Annotated in this window: 19 protein-coding genes; 7 read left to right on the forward strand and 12 right to left on the reverse strand. The window is 38.7% G+C overall.

Annotated features, from left to right (window positions below; genetic code table 11):
* The first annotated feature begins 1 nt into the window (after position 1).
* Entirely contained in the window at positions 2-646 is a 645-nt protein-coding gene (locus tag BM179_RS10415; RefSeq protein ID WP_092016423.1) for a nucleotidyl transferase AbiEii/AbiGii toxin family protein, read from the forward strand.
* 504 nt (positions 647-1150) lie between these two features.
* Here the strand turns inward: BM179_RS10415 and BM179_RS10420 are convergent.
* The 3 genes from BM179_RS10420 to BM179_RS10430 all read right to left on the reverse strand — a co-directional run bounded on the left by BM179_RS10420 (position 1151) and on the right by BM179_RS10430 (position 3464).
* A complete protein-coding gene (locus tag BM179_RS10420; RefSeq protein WP_092016426.1) occupies positions 1151-2056 on the reverse strand; it encodes a helix-turn-helix domain-containing protein in 906 nt (301 codons plus the stop codon).
* Between the two features lie 117 nt (positions 2057-2173).
* Positions 2174-2611, reverse strand: a complete 438-nt coding sequence (locus BM179_RS10425) for a DUF2147 domain-containing protein (protein ID WP_092016429.1) — start codon at positions 2609-2611, stop codon at positions 2174-2176.
* Positions 2612-2648: 37 nt separating this feature from the next.
* Positions 2649-3464 (reverse strand): oxidoreductase, encoded by an 816-nt coding sequence (locus BM179_RS10430; protein WP_092016432.1) that lies wholly within the window; start codon positions 3462-3464, stop codon positions 2649-2651.
* A gap of 457 nt (positions 3465-3921) precedes the next feature.
* On the opposite strand from BM179_RS10430, the gene BM179_RS10435 reads away from it, so the two are divergent.
* From BM179_RS10435 to BM179_RS10450, 4 genes are all read left to right on the forward strand, one after another.
* The gene (locus BM179_RS10435) at positions 3922-4353 is read left to right on the forward strand and encodes an RrF2 family transcriptional regulator (RefSeq protein ID WP_092016436.1); all 432 of its coding nucleotides are present in this window, start codon (positions 3922-3924) and stop codon (positions 4351-4353) included.
* 55 nt (positions 4354-4408) lie between these two features.
* The gene (locus BM179_RS10440) at positions 4409-4900 is read left to right on the forward strand and encodes a hypothetical protein (RefSeq protein ID WP_218159198.1); all 492 of its coding nucleotides are present in this window, start codon (positions 4409-4411) and stop codon (positions 4898-4900) included.
* Positions 4901-5011: 111 nt separating this feature from the next.
* Complete coding sequence (gene ric, locus BM179_RS10445; RefSeq protein ID WP_092016443.1) at positions 5012-5737, forward strand: iron-sulfur cluster repair di-iron protein; 726 nt, start codon at positions 5012-5014, stop codon at positions 5735-5737.
* A 13-nt stretch (positions 5738-5750) separates the two neighbouring features.
* On the forward strand, positions 5751-7994 hold the full coding sequence (locus BM179_RS10450; protein ID WP_092016446.1) for a nitric-oxide reductase large subunit: 2244 nt from the start codon (positions 5751-5753) through the stop codon (positions 7992-7994).
* Positions 7995-8251: 257 nt separating this feature from the next.
* Here BM179_RS10450 and BM179_RS10455 read toward each other — a convergent pair whose 3' ends face one another.
* Positions 8252-8833 carry an NADPH-dependent FMN reductase gene (locus BM179_RS10455; RefSeq protein WP_092016449.1) on the reverse strand — a complete coding sequence of 194 codons (582 nt, stop codon included), beginning with the start codon at positions 8831-8833 and terminating at the stop codon, positions 8252-8254.
* An 86-nt stretch (positions 8834-8919) separates the two neighbouring features.
* Here BM179_RS10455 and BM179_RS10460 point away from each other — a divergent pair, with 86 nt between their 5' ends.
* Positions 8920-9843, forward strand: a complete 924-nt coding sequence (locus BM179_RS10460; RefSeq protein ID WP_092016452.1) for a helix-turn-helix transcriptional regulator — start codon at positions 8920-8922, stop codon at positions 9841-9843.
* Positions 9844-9919: 76 nt separating this feature from the next.
* Here BM179_RS10460 and BM179_RS10465 read toward each other — a convergent pair whose 3' ends face one another.
* Positions 9920-10258, reverse strand: a complete 339-nt coding sequence (locus BM179_RS10465) for a winged helix-turn-helix transcriptional regulator (RefSeq protein ID WP_092016455.1) — start codon at positions 10256-10258, stop codon at positions 9920-9922.
* 142 nt (positions 10259-10400) lie between these two features.
* On the opposite strand from BM179_RS10465, the gene BM179_RS10470 reads away from it, so the two are divergent.
* Positions 10401-10790 (forward strand): DoxX family protein, encoded by a 390-nt coding sequence (locus BM179_RS10470; protein WP_229632936.1) that lies wholly within the window; start codon positions 10401-10403, stop codon positions 10788-10790.
* Here the strand turns inward: BM179_RS10470 and BM179_RS10475 are convergent.
* The 7 genes from BM179_RS10475 to BM179_RS10505 form a co-directional block, all read right to left on the reverse strand.
* Positions 10779-11345 (reverse strand): DUF4256 domain-containing protein, encoded by a 567-nt coding sequence (locus BM179_RS10475; RefSeq protein ID WP_092016460.1) that lies wholly within the window; start codon positions 11343-11345, stop codon positions 10779-10781. The two genes, BM179_RS10470 and BM179_RS10475, sit on opposite strands and share 12 nt — an antisense overlap.
* 4 nt (positions 11346-11349) lie before the next feature.
* Positions 11350-11805, reverse strand: a complete 456-nt coding sequence (locus tag BM179_RS10480; protein ID WP_092016462.1) for an SRPBCC family protein — start codon at positions 11803-11805, stop codon at positions 11350-11352.
* 113 nt (positions 11806-11918) lie between these two features.
* A complete protein-coding gene (locus BM179_RS10485) occupies positions 11919-12509 on the reverse strand; it encodes a YdeI/OmpD-associated family protein (protein WP_092016465.1) in 591 nt (196 codons plus the stop codon).
* Positions 12510-12794: 285 nt separating this feature from the next.
* Positions 12795-13691, reverse strand: a complete 897-nt coding sequence (locus BM179_RS10490) for a helix-turn-helix domain-containing protein (protein ID WP_092016468.1) — start codon at positions 13689-13691, stop codon at positions 12795-12797.
* Positions 13692-13878: 187 nt separating this feature from the next.
* Positions 13879-14445, reverse strand: a complete 567-nt coding sequence (locus tag BM179_RS10495) for a YdeI/OmpD-associated family protein (RefSeq protein ID WP_092016471.1) — start codon at positions 14443-14445, stop codon at positions 13879-13881.
* 11 nt (positions 14446-14456) lie between these two features.
* The gene (locus tag BM179_RS10500; protein WP_092016474.1) at positions 14457-14870 is read right to left on the reverse strand and encodes a DUF1761 domain-containing protein; all 414 of its coding nucleotides are present in this window, start codon (positions 14868-14870) and stop codon (positions 14457-14459) included.
* Positions 14871-14946: 76 nt separating this feature from the next.
* Positions 14947-15639 carry a helix-turn-helix transcriptional regulator gene (locus BM179_RS10505; protein ID WP_092016477.1) on the reverse strand — a complete coding sequence of 231 codons (693 nt, stop codon included), beginning with the start codon at positions 15637-15639 and terminating at the stop codon, positions 14947-14949.
* Positions 15640-15839 lie beyond the last annotated feature (200 nt).

The raw sequence follows: 15839 nt of genomic DNA on the forward strand, positions 1-15839 counted from the left end.
AATGTATTATAACACTGTCAATGACCTCTTAAAAAACACATTGATTACTCTAATGAATTCTTCTGTGTTTGAGTCTTTTCGTCTGGTGGGCGGTACGGCATTAAGTCTTCAATTAGGACATCGCTTGTCTATAGATATAGATTTGTTTAGTGATGCTCCATATAATTCTATAAACTTTAAAGCTATTGATGAATTCATAGAGAAAACATTTCCCTACCACCATCATTTTTCAAATCTTGATACGACAATGGGTAAGTCTTACAGTGTAGGTACTGATAAGGATAATGTGGTCAAACTTGATGTATTTTATACGGATAATTTCATACAGCCTTCTTTGATTGAAGATGGTATTAGAATAGCTACGACTGAAGAAATCATTGCTATGAAAATAGATGTAGTACAACGTATAGGTCGTAAAAAAGATTTTTGGGACTTGCATGAGCTGCTATCCCAATACAATATTTCTACCATGCTTTCTCTGCATCAAGAACGTTATCCATACACACATGATGAAGAACTCATATTGAATAACCTTGCGAATTTTGAGCTTGCCAATGATGATTTTGATCCAATCTGTTTAAGAGGCAAATATTGGGAGTTTATCAAGGAGGATATTGTCGATGCAATAAAAGTGTATAAGCCTTAATCCATATATTCCGAAAAGCATTCCTTGAATGGTTAGTCCAACAAGGTCATATAAAAATTCCAAAATTAATTCTTCTTACTTTTGAGTGATATTTATTCTTCCTTCTTTTAGCATTTTAATTGCTTCCTCAATAGAAATTTTCTCTATTTTCTTTTCCATGATAATTAGATTTTGAATTTTGATCAAATTACGGTTTTCTGTAATCGTGAGAACTTTTATTTGGTTATATCTGTATGAATTACAATTTATTATTTAATTAAATAACCTTAAGAATGAATTTGATGTAACCATATCATGAAAAAATTAATAAAACTTAATCAATGGATAATTGAAGAGTCTAATGATTTATTGGACATGATGAAAATAGAAAACCAGCTACTTTCTATACTATCAGGAAACGTTAAAATTGGTATTAAGTGTTCGACCGTAATCTCAGTTAACCCTTTGCAAAGAAAAAAGTGTTGAATATCAACCCTTTTTTCTTTATTGAGCAACCTGCTTCCCCTAATTCAAATTCCTGAACTCCATAGGTGTCTTACCCGTCTTAGCTTTAAAAAGCCTTGAAAAGTACTGAGGATATTCAAATCCCAATAAAAACGCCAGTTCACTGATTGATTTGTCAGAAGTCAATAATAATTTTTTCGCCTCCTCAATCAGATAGTAATGAATACGATCCTGGGCGTTCATACCTGTTTCTTTTTTTAGCAAATCACTCAGGTAATTAGGCGACATGTTCACTTTTTCTGCCAGATAAGATACTGTTGGCAATCCTTTCTCTCTTAAATTCTCCGAATCAAAATATTCGCTGATGGCTTTTTCTATTAGCCCTACAATGTCGCGATTGGTACTTTTTCTTGTAATAAATTGCCGGCCATAATATCGCAGGCAATAATTTAACAGCACCTCAATGTTGGAGACAATCAGATTCTGACTATGGTTATCAATATTTTCGTCCAGCTCGCTTTGTATCTTCAAAACACAGTCATACAAAGTCTGCTTTTCTTTTTCTGAGAGATGCAATGCCTCAGACATTTCGTAAGAAAAAAAGGAATAATCCTTCATTTTCGCCCCCAGAGAGGTACCTCTTACCAGATCAGGATGAAAGAACAGCCCCCACCCTATCATGTCTGTTCTCTTTTCAATTTCGCTGTCCATTGTCAATACCTGCTTGGGGGCAATACAGATCAAACTCCCTTCCTGAAAATCATAGGCTTGTCTGCCATAGCGCATCTTATTGGCACAGTAATTTTTAAACATTACAGAATAAAAGTCACAGCTTATACGAATATCCTCCTCAATATACTCATCCATTTTACTGAAATCAACGACAGCCACAAGCGGATGTTTGGTAAGCCCCTTGACAAACCTGTTAATTTCCGAAATGCTTTGTACCTGCACTATAGGTTTCATCTGTTAATTTGTTTTAATTTTCCATACGATAAAGATAGTATGGTTTATTGCCTGGTTAAAATGTTTTAAGGAATCTCTTTTATACCAAAATAATCCATACCTCATATCATAGCGCTATCAGTTTAAATGATGAAATGAAGCCGTCTGCCCGAGCAGTGAAACGCCCATATATCCTCGTAAATATAACTTACCATCTTTTACCCACACCTTACATTTGTAGGTATCACCCGACGGAGGGTTGTATATCTTACCTCCTGTATATTCTTCACTATCCCATTTCAGTCCTGTTACACTGACAATACCAATGATTAACCTCGAACGTAATTTTTCATCCGGGTTTTTAACATCTTTTTTTGAAGTTTTTCCATCGTTCTCTACAATCTTATTACCCCAAAGAAGCTTTGCCTGATACTCATTTCCGGACTTGAAGAACTCCAACTGTACGTCTTTTTTATCAGATTCCCATTTGCCGACAATAGCGTTTTCCCCAGTCTGCGCTTTAGCTGCGAAGGCGGTCAGCAATAATATTGCTGCAATTACATTTGAAACTTTCATGTGTTCTTTTTTAAAAGGTTACTAAAATAAAGGATGATTACATTTGGCTCATTACTACTCTGTCGAATAATTTATCGCCCAGATATAGCCGCATCCAAACCATTGGTATGGCAAATTTGCCTACCCTGTAACGGGTCTTAGGACTTCTGCTATCCACAATTTTACTGATGGTATCGGCAATTACTGAAGACTTTGATGATCCGTTCCCCTGTGCAGCTTTTTTGGTACCCTCTATAATTTTGTCCATCAGGTTCTTATAAGCGCTTTCCCCGGAAATTCTGGAAAAATTCTCCAGCAAAACGGAACCGAACTCTGTAGCTATAAATCCGGGTTCCAGTACCACAACTTTAATATTGAACTGCTTTAATTCCAGTCGCATGCAATCACTTAATCCCTCTACCGCATGTTTACTGGCATGATACCAGGCTCCCATCGGGAAGTACATTTTACCACCCATTGAAGAGGTGTTGATGATCAGACCGGATTTCGCCTGACGCATATAAGGTACTACCGCCTGAGAGACAGCAGCTATGCCAAATACATTAACTTCCATCTGTTTCCTTGCTTCATCAAGCGGCACATCTTCAACCGAACCATAAAGTCCATAGCCTGCATTGTTCCAGAGCACATCAATTCTGCCTTCTTTACCAATGATAGTATTGATTACTTTTCGGATATCATCTTCTTTGGTAACATCCATCTGCAAAGGGAAACCACCCAACGATTTCAGATCCTGCATCTGGTCAATCCGACGTGCAACCGTATAAACAGTATGCCCTTCATTAATAAGTTTTTTCGCGGTTTCTTTCCCCATTCCGGAGCTTGCACCGGTGATTAAAATTACTTTTTTCATTTTTTCTGATTTGTTTACAGTGCAAATTTCATACAGAGATGACGGAGCGGGTAATACGAATGCAGGATAATTGTATACTTATTCTCTTTTTAACCTGAAAAGAAAACCTGCCACAGCTATTTTGCTGGTTTGCAGCAATGGATCTCCAACATCACCTGACATTACCATTTAGTTCTTTCAGTTGTATAAAATGAACTGGTAAATAGATGGCTGGTATAAAAACCAGCCTATTAACCAGTTACAAAATCTTTCAATTACTCTGAGATATCCATGCAAACGGGCTTTGACGGTTAAAGATGGTGTTACAGTCTTTGCATGAAACCTGATCTTTTCTGAGAGAAACTGATATAGTTATGATACACAGAATAAAGTATGATAATAATCAGTTCAAAATAAAAGACAAAAAACTCTTTTATTCATAAATACTTTATATCTTTGTCCTGTAAAATCAAATAAGATGTTTTCCAAAACCTGTGAATACGCATTAAGAGCATTAATTTTTATAGCCCAGCAATCCGGCAATGGAAGCAGAACGGGGATTAAAGATATTTCCAAAGGTATCAGCTCCCCCGAGTATTTTATCGCAAAAATATTGCAGGATCTGAGTAAGAAAGGATTTGTTCAGTCTGCCAAAGGGCCGAACGGAGGCTTTTTTATGGACGAACAAAACCTGGATGTGACTATTGCTGATATCGTGAGAGAAATTGACGGAGATAAATTATTCTCCGGCTGCGGTCTGGGATTGGAGCAATGCTCTGAAACGCATCCCTGCCCGATTCATGATCAGTTTAAAAGTATCAGGAATAATATCAGAGAAATGCTGGAAAGCTCCAGAATAAGGATATTTGCAGATAACCTCGATTTAAAGCTGACTCACCTGAAAGTTTAAAAAAAATTATTCAAATAAAGGATAAAAAGGTGTTAATATCTTAAATAATCAAAAAATGAAACTCTATTGTAAAAATCCTGTGGTATTGGCCTTGCTTTGTCTGATGGCTGGCGTATTTATTACCATCAGTTTTCTGGAAACACCGATGAAATTTCAGGTTTCGGGAATCACTCTTCCTGTAGCATTGGGGCTGGGAAAACTCATGTTTGAATTATCCACTAAAATACAATGTGTTTTCATGGCTCTTATTACAGGAGGAATGTTACTAAACAGAAAAACATATACAAAAACAGATTTTATGGTAACAGCAATTTTATGCACTATACTGCTGCTGGAAAAATTCTGGATGCTTCCCTTCCTTAATGATCGTGTGGAACTGCTGTCAGCCGGAAAATCTGTTCCTCAGTCAGAAATGCATAGCTACTTTATTTATGCAGAATCGGCAAAAGCCGTTCTCCTGTTCCTTTCCATCATTTTACAATTTAAAAAACATCAAAATGAATACAGAAACGATAGAAAAAATGTCCGGATACCGGCTGCCGGCTAGTATTGGAAAAAGTCGCTCCCTCTTCAAAACTTTGAAGTCTATCACTCCTTCCCTGGCAGCTATTCTCCCGGAAAAAATTTAAAACAATAAAAGACAAAAAAGTATTATATTATGGATATCAGAACAGATTTTATCGGTGATATTGTTGCGGCAGACTTCAGAACGGCTGCCGTATTCAAAAAGCATGGCATTGATTTCTGCTGTAAAGGTGGAAGAACAATCGAAGAGGCATGCGGTCTGCAAAAAACGGATCCGGAACAGATTTATCATGAATTGGAGACTATTTCTGAAAATGACGGAAACTCCGTAGATTTCAACAGCTGGCCCCCGGATCTGCTGGCAGAATATATTCAGAAAAAACATCATCACTATGTAGAAGAAAAAACGCCGGTCATTCAGACGTTTTTAGACAAATTATGTGACGTACATGGTGAGAGTCATCCGGAATTGTTTGAGATCAGAGCACTTTTTAACGTTTCTGCCGGGGATCTCGCTGCCCATATGAAAAAAGAAGAACTGATACTTTTTCCTTTTATCAGAAATATGGCTAAAGCGCAGGCCGAAGGAATAGCAATTCCGCAGCCTTTTTTCGGAACCGTTGAGAATCCGGTGAATATGATGAAACACGAACACTCCATAGAAGGAGAACGTCTGAGAAAGATTGCTGAATTGACCAACGGGTATAATCCACCCGAAGATGCCTGTAATACTTATAAGGTGACTTTTGCCATGCTTCAGGATTTTGAAAATGACCTGCACAAGCATATTCATCTCGAAAACAATATTCTTTTCCCCAAAGCAATACAGTCTGAACAGCAATTCTCAATAGAACATTAAAACAAAAAAAGGTATGACACCGAAAAAACTTTGGCAATGGCTTGCAGGAGTAATCATTACTTCTTTTGCCGTACTCATTTTCTATGGAGTTGATATTTACAGAAAAATTCCTCCTATCCCGGACAAGGTTCTTACCACAGAGGGAATAATAGTGGCAAAAGGACAGGACATTAAAGACGGACAAAATGTCTGGCAGTCGATCGGCGGGCAGACTGTAGGAAGTATCTGGGGACATGGTGCTTACATTGCCCCCGACTGGAGTGCAGATTTTCTTCACCGGGAATCCCTGCTTTTATTGGAGGAACTCACCAGAAAAGATGGAAAGGTTTTTAAAAATCTTCCCGATGAAGAACAGGCCAAATATAAGTTTCTGCTCAAAAAAGAACTGCGCAGAAACACCTTGGATAAGCATACAAATACCATCGTTATTTCTCCTGAAAGGGCAAAAGTATGGCAGCAGCTTGCAGATTATTATGCAAAAATCTTCATGAATGCCCCTGAGATGAATCAGCTCAGGAATCATTACGCCATCCCTAAAAATACGGTAAAAGATGTTGACAGAATGGCTAAAATGAATGCTTTCTTTGCCTGGACTGCATGGGTCTGCATAACTGAACGGCCCGGTGACGATGTTACCTATACCAACAACTGGCCGCATGATGAGTCGATCGGAAATATTCCCCCTCCTTCACTACATTTATGGTCAGGTTTCAGTATTTTAATGTTGCTGGCATGCGTCGGACTGCTGGTTTTCTACCATGCTAGAAATAAAGATGAGGAGATCAGCGAGGTGCTTCCCTCTGAAGATCCGCTTCGAAATATGAAACCGACACCTTCTATGAAAGCAACCCTGAAATATATCTGGGTGGTGGCGCTGCTGATCCTGATTCAGATGCTGGCGGGAGTTATTACCGCTCACTACGGAGTAGAAGGAAGTGCTTTTTACGGAATTCCTCTCGACGAGATTCTTCCTCAGTCAATTTCCCGTAGCTGGCATGTTCAGCTGGCTATTTTCTGGATTGCTACGTCATGGCTGGCAACAGGTCTGTACATTGCTCCTGCGGTTTCAGGTCATGAACCCAAATATCAGGTACTTGGAGTAAACATTTTGTTTGGTGCCTTGCTGGTAGTTGTTTTAGGTTCTCTGACAGGACAATGGCTGGGTGTAATGCAAAAATTAGGGTATGTTGACAATTTTCTCTGGGGACATTCAGGCTATGAGTACGTGGAACTCGGCCGGATCTGGCAGGTATTACTCCTCATTGGTCTTATTCTTTGGCTTATTCTGATGGTAAGAGCGCTGTTACCTGCCCTGAAAAGAAAGGACGGAGACAGACATTTACTTCTGTTATTCACACTATCAGCAGTGGCCATAGCAATGTTTTACAGTGCCGGATTAATGTATGGCAGACAAACGCATATGGCTATTGCCGAATACTGGAGATGGTGGGTAGTGCATCTTTGGGTTGAAGGTTTCTTTGAGGTTTTTGCCACAGTTGTTGCTGCATTTCTTTTTACAAGACTGGGATTGCTGAGATTAAAGGCAGCCACCAACGCTGTCTTATTTTCAACCATTATTTTCCTCTCAGGGGGTATTTTGGGTACTTTCCACCATTTGTATTTCAGTGCAACACCAACTTCAGTACTTGCATTAGGAGCTACCTTCAGCGCACTGGAAATCGTTCCTTTGGTGCTTATCGGATTTGAAGCATACCAGAATTACCAGCTCAGTAAATCCACAAAATGGATTCAGGCCTACAAATGGCCGATCTATTGTTTCATTGCCATGTGCTTCTGGAACTTCCTGGGAGCCGGAATTTTTGGATTTGCTATCAATCCGCCTATCGCATTATACTATATTCAGGGCTTGAATACAACTGCGGTTCATGGTCATGCTGCTTTGTTCGGGGTATACGGAATTTTAGGAATCGGGCTGATGCTGTTTGTGCTGAGAGGACTGTATCCTGACAGACAATGGAATGACAAACTGATTGGCTGGGCATTCTGGCTTACAAATGCCGGACTACTTGTGATGGTTACGATAAGCCTTCTTCCGATCGGAATTATGCAATCTGTGGCATCCATTAAAGAAGGTTACTGGTATGCCCGTTCCGCAGAATTTATGCAGACCGATCTCATGCATGTTTTACGCTGGCTTCGGGTACCGGGAGATATTTTACTGGCGATTGGGGAACTGTTGCTTGTGATTTTCATCATCGGGTTAAAAACAGGCTGGTCACTTAAAGAAAAACGCTGATGATTTATTAAACAACGAACTGCTCTGCATAAAAACGGAGCGGTTTATTTAAAATGTTATTCTATGAAAATATCATTTTAAATAACAGATATTATTGTCCAGATAATATTGAAGAAAAATAACCCAACATAAGGTCAAAAAGCACTGAATTTTAGTGTTTTTTGACCTTATGTAACTTAGTGGTGAAAAAACATAGTTTAAGTTTTTCGAAAGTTTCTCTAAAATCATACAAAACAGAAAAATTAACTTATTCATAGTCAACTCTTAACCTTTTGTATCTCAATCCATCGGTCAAAAGCCAGAATAAACTTAAGTAAATACGCTTTTGTGCTTTTCTGAATAAATGCTCCGTTATCATCAAACAACTGCCCGCTGTATCCTATGTAAGCTTCCGGCTGCTGCATTGTTGGCATGTCTAAAAAAACAAGCGACTGACGTAAATGATGATTTGCGCCAAATGCCCCCATTGCTCCGGGCGAAAGGCTGACTATTGCCGCAGGCTTATTTTTGTACACATTCTGACCATGAGGAGCTGAACCAACGTCAACCGCATTCTTTAATACGGCAGGAAGTGACCTGTTATACTCCGGGGTTATAAAAAGAACAGCTCCGGCCTTTTTTATTCTTTCCCTGAATATAACCCATTCTTCCGGTGGAAAAGGTATTTCAAGGTCTTCATTATACATCTGAAGGTTGCCGATGTTTACAATTTCCATCTTTAATGAAGGCGGAGCTAAATCTATTAAAGCTTTTGCCATTTTTAAGGTAAGCGAATCTCTTCTGAGGCTGCCTGTAATTATTACTACATTTATCGGAGCCGTATTCTGGATTATGTTCATCTAAAATCTGTTATTTTGTCGTAGCAAAGTTAAAGGCAGAACTACCCGGACATTAACAGATAAAGACGTTTCACTAACACAATAAGATGGCGAAAGGAAATAAATATTCTATAGCACCCGGCTCTTTTCCTGAAAAGAAGGAAACTGAAAACAATACTTCCGGATTTGTGATGGATTTACAGGAAACATTCATTTCCGGGGCCGGAATACGGTGGGGAGAATATCAAAATAAGGCAGAGCACACTATAACCTTTTATCCAAAGGAAGAAAGTATTGTTTCTCATTTTCAGATCTACGGGAATGATACAGGGAAAAACAAGGGATTGCAGGAAAAGCAGTTTGTCATCTATAAAGAATCATCACAACCTTATGAACTTACGTTGAATCCAACTTATGGATCAAAACGCAGATTTTTTGAACTTACATTGAGTAAAAGTTTTTACAGGAAGTTTCTCAACGAAGAAAGTAACTTTTTAATGCTTTTTGATCAAGGGAAACACGATAATACATTTTCTTCAGATTTTATAGCCTATACCACTCCGGAAATGTTCAGGATTATGGCTGAAATGCAGCATACCCCTTATTCGGGAAACTTAAATAATCTTTTTATTGAATCAAAAATCACAGAGCTCTTTCTGACGCAGATATCCTGGCTGGATAACCGAGCTTCCGGAAATGACAGGCTGAAAGCGACAGATCTTGAACGACTGGTTTATGTCAGAGAATATCTGGATCAGCACTTTGCAGACAACCTCTCTGTTACTGCAATAGCCCGAAAAGCCGGGATTAATCAGACTAAGCTCAAAAGCGGATTCAAACAATTGTTTCAGACCACTCTTTTCGGCTATATCAGTGATCTGCGATTAAATGAAGCCAAAAGATTGTTACTCGAGGAAAAGCTGTATGTCAGCGAAGTTGCTGACAGGGTCGGTTATAAATATCCGCATTATTTTACTGCTGCGTTTAAGAAGAAATTTGGTATAAAACCCGTTTGTTTAAAGTCCTGCTGATTTAAAAGAACCTCTTGAAAAACAGGAAAAATCCGGCATTGGATTTAAGATTGTCAAAAATCAGATATTCAGTAAATTATTTTCCGATAACTTCCCTGCGATGCGTTAAACCCCAATAATGAAGTTCATCCAGCACTTTCTCTAATGATAAACCATGCGGCGTAATAGAATATTCCACTGTCGGCGGAAAAGTATTATAAACATCTCTTCGAATCAGCTTATTCAATTCCAGACTCTTCAGTTCTTTTGACAATGTTTTATCCGTAATTCCGCTGACTTCTCTGGCTAATTGCTTAAATCTCTTCGGATTCTCAGACAATGCATATAAAATAAGCAGTTTCCATCGTCCTTCTACAGCTTCCAACGCATCTCTGATGGAAAGCATGGTTTTAGGGCAGCCTCCTTTTGACAACATCTCTCTTATGATTTCACGTTACTTCCTGACCAGATAGTGCTATCCAATATGGAAGTACTATCATTTGAATAGTAAAGGTACCTAACTTTATCCCGACTAAAAAAAACAGAAAATGATTATTGAACAAAAAACATCAAAAACCATGAACATTATCATTTGGATAGCCCAGGTGATTTTAGCAGCCGGATTCATCTGGGCTGCAACCATGAAATTATTTCAACCTACTGATGAATTAGCGAAAATGTGGCCATGGACAGCAGACCATGCCGGATTAGTAAAATTTACAGGTATCCTTGATTTATTGACAGGTATCGGACTGATTTTGCCAACACTCCTTCGTATTCAACCCAGACTTACAATTTATGCAGCTTACGGCACGGTTGTGCTTATGATAACAGCAAGTATTTTCCATATTGCAAGAGCTGAGGCCTCTCTGATTGGCGTAAACATTTTCTTTGCTGTTATAGCCTTATTCATTGCCTGGGGCAGACAGAAAAAAGCTCCTGTGGCCACTAACCAGTCAGACTCTTAAAGAGCCTCTGAAGCCTCTGGCTGCATAGTAGGATTCTGCGCCGTTGTGATAGGTGAAAACAGTATCATAGCGGCGATCGCAAAAAAGTGAGCCACCGAGTTTACGGATCTCAGCAGGAGTTTGTACCCAGCTTGAGGTTTTAGTATCGAATTTACCGAGCAGTTGCAATTCACGATATTGGGCTTCGGTTAGTAGTTCAATTCCCATATCAGCTGCCATATTAATGGCACTATCAGCCGGTTTGTATTCCTTTCTGGCTTCCAATGCCTCATGGTCGTAGCAAATACTCCTGCGACCTTTAGGACTTTCGGCAGAACAATCATAAAACAAATATTCCTCTGTATTTTCATCATAAGCTACCACATCCGGTTCCCCGCCAGTCATTTCCATTTCATTAAGTGACCATAGTTTTTCCTCATCAACTTCCAGTTTTGCCTGTATCGTGGCCCAGGTCATATCTTTATGACGATTCATATTTTTTTCAAACCGTGCTTTTAATATGCCGAGTAATTCCTGATTCAGCGAGGAGGATAGTTGCTGTCTGACAGTTTTCATGTTGTTAAATTTTTTGTTTCAGATATTGCTCCAGTTTCTCAACATTCTGCTGTAAGCCTTCATCTGCTTTAAACACTTTGACTACGGTATGAAACATTTCGGGGGTATCGAACAACATTGTCCAATTGAGCAGTGTTTGTTCTTCCTGAGATTCAAAGGAAATAGTGGCAAGATAACCGGGATTGTAATGCTGGAATACGATTTTTTGAAAAGGCGCTATTTCCAGAAATTCACTTCTGTTCGGATAGTTTTTCCCATCCGGCCCATGCATGCTAAGGCGCCATTCACCTCCGGCCCTTAGTTCCATAGTATGAATAGTATTTGTAAAACCGTTCGGTCCCCACCATTGAGCAATGTCTTCAGGTTGAGTCCATACTTCCCAAACTAAATCAACCGGAGCATTTAACAATCTGGTGATGCGTAGCTCCCTGTCAGCTGTGTCATTATTTGTTTGTTCCACTGATGTATTTCAGAATTTTATGAATATTTTATTTCAATCTATGATATTGCCTGCAATTCAGACCAAAGGAATAAAGCCTTAACGTTAATTCATAAATTTTATCAGGTTATGGATCAACGCATTTGCTCATCATTCAATCCCTTTCCTTCAAGTATCTGAGGTATACATTTTGCAACCCTTGACTCCCGGGTTTTAGATTGTTTTGGTGCCGAAAAGTGTAGCAGATAGGCCCGTTGCCGCCCCGGCGTGAGGGATTCAAATGCTGTTTTTAAAGCAGGATTCTCAGTTAGTTCAGACTGAAACTCTTCAGGAACAGCATATTCTGTTGTCTTTTTCAATTCCACTTTCTGTCCGGATTCTTCTACTTCAATAGCGGCGAAAATATAAGTTTTCAGAATAGGCGCCAGTTCCTCTGTTTCTTTCAGGCTGGTGAACCGGATTTGTCTTGCGGCCTGCACCTGCTCTGTTTGCTGAATCAGAATTCCATCGGGATCTTTCATCAGGGCCCCTTTAAAAAACAGCAATGCACAGTATTCTTTAAACACATGTATCAAAACGATGTTTTTTTTCTCAAAGGTGTAACAGGGACAACCCCACTTCAATTCTTCGGTAAGGTGACAATCAAGAACGATCGTTCTCAACTGCCTGATTTCTTCCTGCCACTTTTCGGCTTTGTTAAAATAAAAATCAACGGTAGGATTCATGTAGTATATTGAATGAATGGATTAAATATTTAGAGATTATTATCTCTTCAAATATATAAAAACCATTTTCAAATTCAATGATGAGTTAATCTTTCGTTACAGATGCCGGGCTTCTATTTATAGCTTTTACAACCAAAATTCTCTCAATTACATATTTTGCAGGAAAAACGGGCTTTCTAAACAGGTATTTAAATATTGGGAAACAACAAAGTTCAAATCCTGGCCTACAAAACGAAAAGGCACTGAAAATCAGTGCCTTTTCGTTTTTAATCATAATACTCAATGCTAATTAATCGTCCTGTACTCAACCGGAGTGCAGCCAACACGCTGTTTAAATAAACGGGTAAAATGCTGCGGATACTTAAATCCCAGTTCATATGCTATCTCACTCATAGATTTATCGACATTAAGAATCCGTTCTTTAGCCAAATCAATCACTTTCGCATGTATGTATTCCTGAGCGGCCCTTCCGGTTTCCTTCTTAATTAAATCGCCAAAATAATTCGCTGATAAATTCAGTTTATCTGCACTCCATGCTACTGATGGTAAACCTTCGGTCTGAGGTCTGTCAGATTTAAAATAATCATTCAGCAAGGTTTCGAATTTTTCGATAACCCCTTTATGTACATTATCTCTTGTAATAAACTGGCGATCGTAAAAACGTGTACAGTAATTCAGAAACAGTTCAATATTTGACGCAATCAGCGTTTTGCTGTGTTTGTCTATTGTTTGCTGCAATTCAAACTCAATTTTCCCGAAGCAATCCAATACAATCTGCCTTTCTTTATCTGAAAGGTGCAGAGCTTCATTCACATCATAAGAGAAGAACGAATAATCCTGTATATGCTTTCCTAAAGAAGTCCCCTTTATCAACTCAGGATGAAAAAGTAATGCCCATCCTTTTGGCTCAAATGTTGTTACTTTGGGCATCACACCCACTACCTGGCCCGGTGCTACAAATACCAGGGTTCCTTCCTGATAATCGTAAAAACTACGTCCATACCTTAACTCACCACATTTGAATTCTTTCAGAAACACGGCGTACATCCCGAAATTAAACGTTTGTGCAGGCATTGGTTTTACTTTGGATAAATCCAGAACCGTTACCAGCGGATGCAATGTTTCCACTCCACGCAAAGCATTGTATTGTGCCAGACTCTCCAGTTTTACTATTTCTTCCATAATACCTTTAGTTTTCCGATACAAATTTAAATGTTCCTTTCAAGCAATAAAATCCTGCGGATGATATCAGTGATAATGGTAAGCATTGCAGTAATCTATATACAAACTACAGGACTTTCGGAAACGCTTAGCGTTTACAAAAAGATAAAATACCCACTGGTAATCAATCCTTTATTTTCAAAACATCTTATCTGAACGGTTTGGGTTTTAACTTTCGGACAGCTGATTCTGCTATTTCTGCAATCCGCATTTGCCTTGTTTCCTGTCGTTTAGCAAGTACAAGCCATTGTAAAATAACCTTTTTTGCAGACTTGCTTAAACATAGAAAGTAGTCCATTGCCTCTGGTCTGGCATTAAGTTCCTGTTCCAGGTCTCCCGGTATTTTTAATTCCTCCACGTCATCCAGAATCGTCCATGAACCATTTTGTTTAGCCTTTTCAATGCAGTCAAATCCTGCCTTAGTCATCAGGCCCTGTTCAATGAGTTTTCTGACTTTCTCTTTATTTACTTTCGACCAGGTTCCATGAGGTTTTCTTTTGCTGAAAAACTGAATGAATTTCTCTTCGTCAACCGGCTTTCTTTTGCTATCCACCCAGCCGAAGCAAAGGGCTTCATCAACTGCTTCACTCCAGGCAATAATTGGTTTGTCTGATTCTTTTTTGTATAAAACAAGCCAAACGGATTGTTCAGCTTTATGATTCTTCTCTAACCATTGTCTCCACTCATGCAGGCTTTCCGGGCAAAACGTTTCCATAATTAAGTCTGTTATTTCATAATTAATAAAATAACGCTTATCATCAAAATCCCCGCTAAATGATATGAGCCACTAATAATTCCGTAAAGAATGGGACGTGGAATATTTGGATTGATAGCAATATTAACCGTATTAGCAACCAAAAAGCCAAAACCAATCAGTAAAGAAAACTCTAATGCTGCATTAAAAGATGAAATATTCAGTGTGTAAAACAAAATGGCGCTCGCAATGGTAATCACAAGACTGCAAAGAGCAGGCCCGATAATGAAAATAGGCTTGTTGGGTAAAGTTTCGTTTTCACGGCCTAAGGAAATTTTGTAAGGCTTACTGAAGAATAAAGTGAACCATAAAGCTCCAAGGATAAAATAAGCAGCGAATGCCAGTAAAACACTTACCCAGTTTAAATTGGCTAATTGATTGATCATAAAATTGTTTTTTTAAGTTTATGATGCAAATCTAAATTGGCTAAATGACAGCCCTATGTCAGGGGTATTTCAGAAACTAATAAAATTTATCAAAATATTCCTGCAGAGTCATTTTGTGTGGGGTAAATTTTTCTGAAAGAAGCTCCATTTTTTTAATCCTGTCAAGCCGGAAATACCGAAATTCTTTTCGCAAACGGCACCAGGCTACCAGCAACCAGTTTTCCTGCGTGCTCAGCAAGGCAAATGGTTCCACCAATCTGGTTGTGGTATTATTCGCTTCATTGGTATAATCAATTCTGGTCAGGTAAAAATTGGTTAATGCAAACTGTAAATCAGATAAATTATTACTGCTTCTTTCCCGGTTGGTATTTTGGTTAAATCGGGTTCTTTCTGCCAGCAGATTAGCATGGTCTTTTGCATTCTGCCCAAGTACCGCCTTAATTTTGTCTATAGCTTCTGAATAATCTTTTACAAACGAAGCGTCTTTGTTATTTAAAACTAATTGTTCTGCCAGAATCAAGGCATTAGCCTGGCTTTCTGTAAACATTATGGGTGGAATCCGGTAATGTTCCATAAGAGAATACCCTTTACCTTCTTCCGTCATAATTGGCACACCTGCCTGTTCCAAGGCTCTGATATCCCTGTAAATTGTCCTGACACTTACCGAAAATCTGTTTGCCAGTTCCGTTGCCGTCAAAAGCCGTTTAGTCTGCAATTGGATGAGAATTGCAGTCAGTCTGGGAAGTCGTTTAGTATCTACATTGTCCATACGCACACAAATTACATTCAAATAGTGAATTATCCTGCTCAATATATGTCGAAGCTTGAATAAGTCGGATAAATAAAAGTTTTATTACGCTGAAATACCTTGGTATTTTATTAACTTACTTTCAGCACTTTATCTGTTTTTTATTGTTGATACAACGATAAATCTGAACGAGGCTGCAAATATTCATTATCCTTCAAAAA

Origin of the sequence: Pseudarcicella hirudinis, from assembly GCF_900115665.1 — a bacterium.
GTDB classification, from domain to species: domain Bacteria; phylum Bacteroidota; class Bacteroidia; order Cytophagales; family Spirosomataceae; genus Pseudarcicella; species Pseudarcicella hirudinis.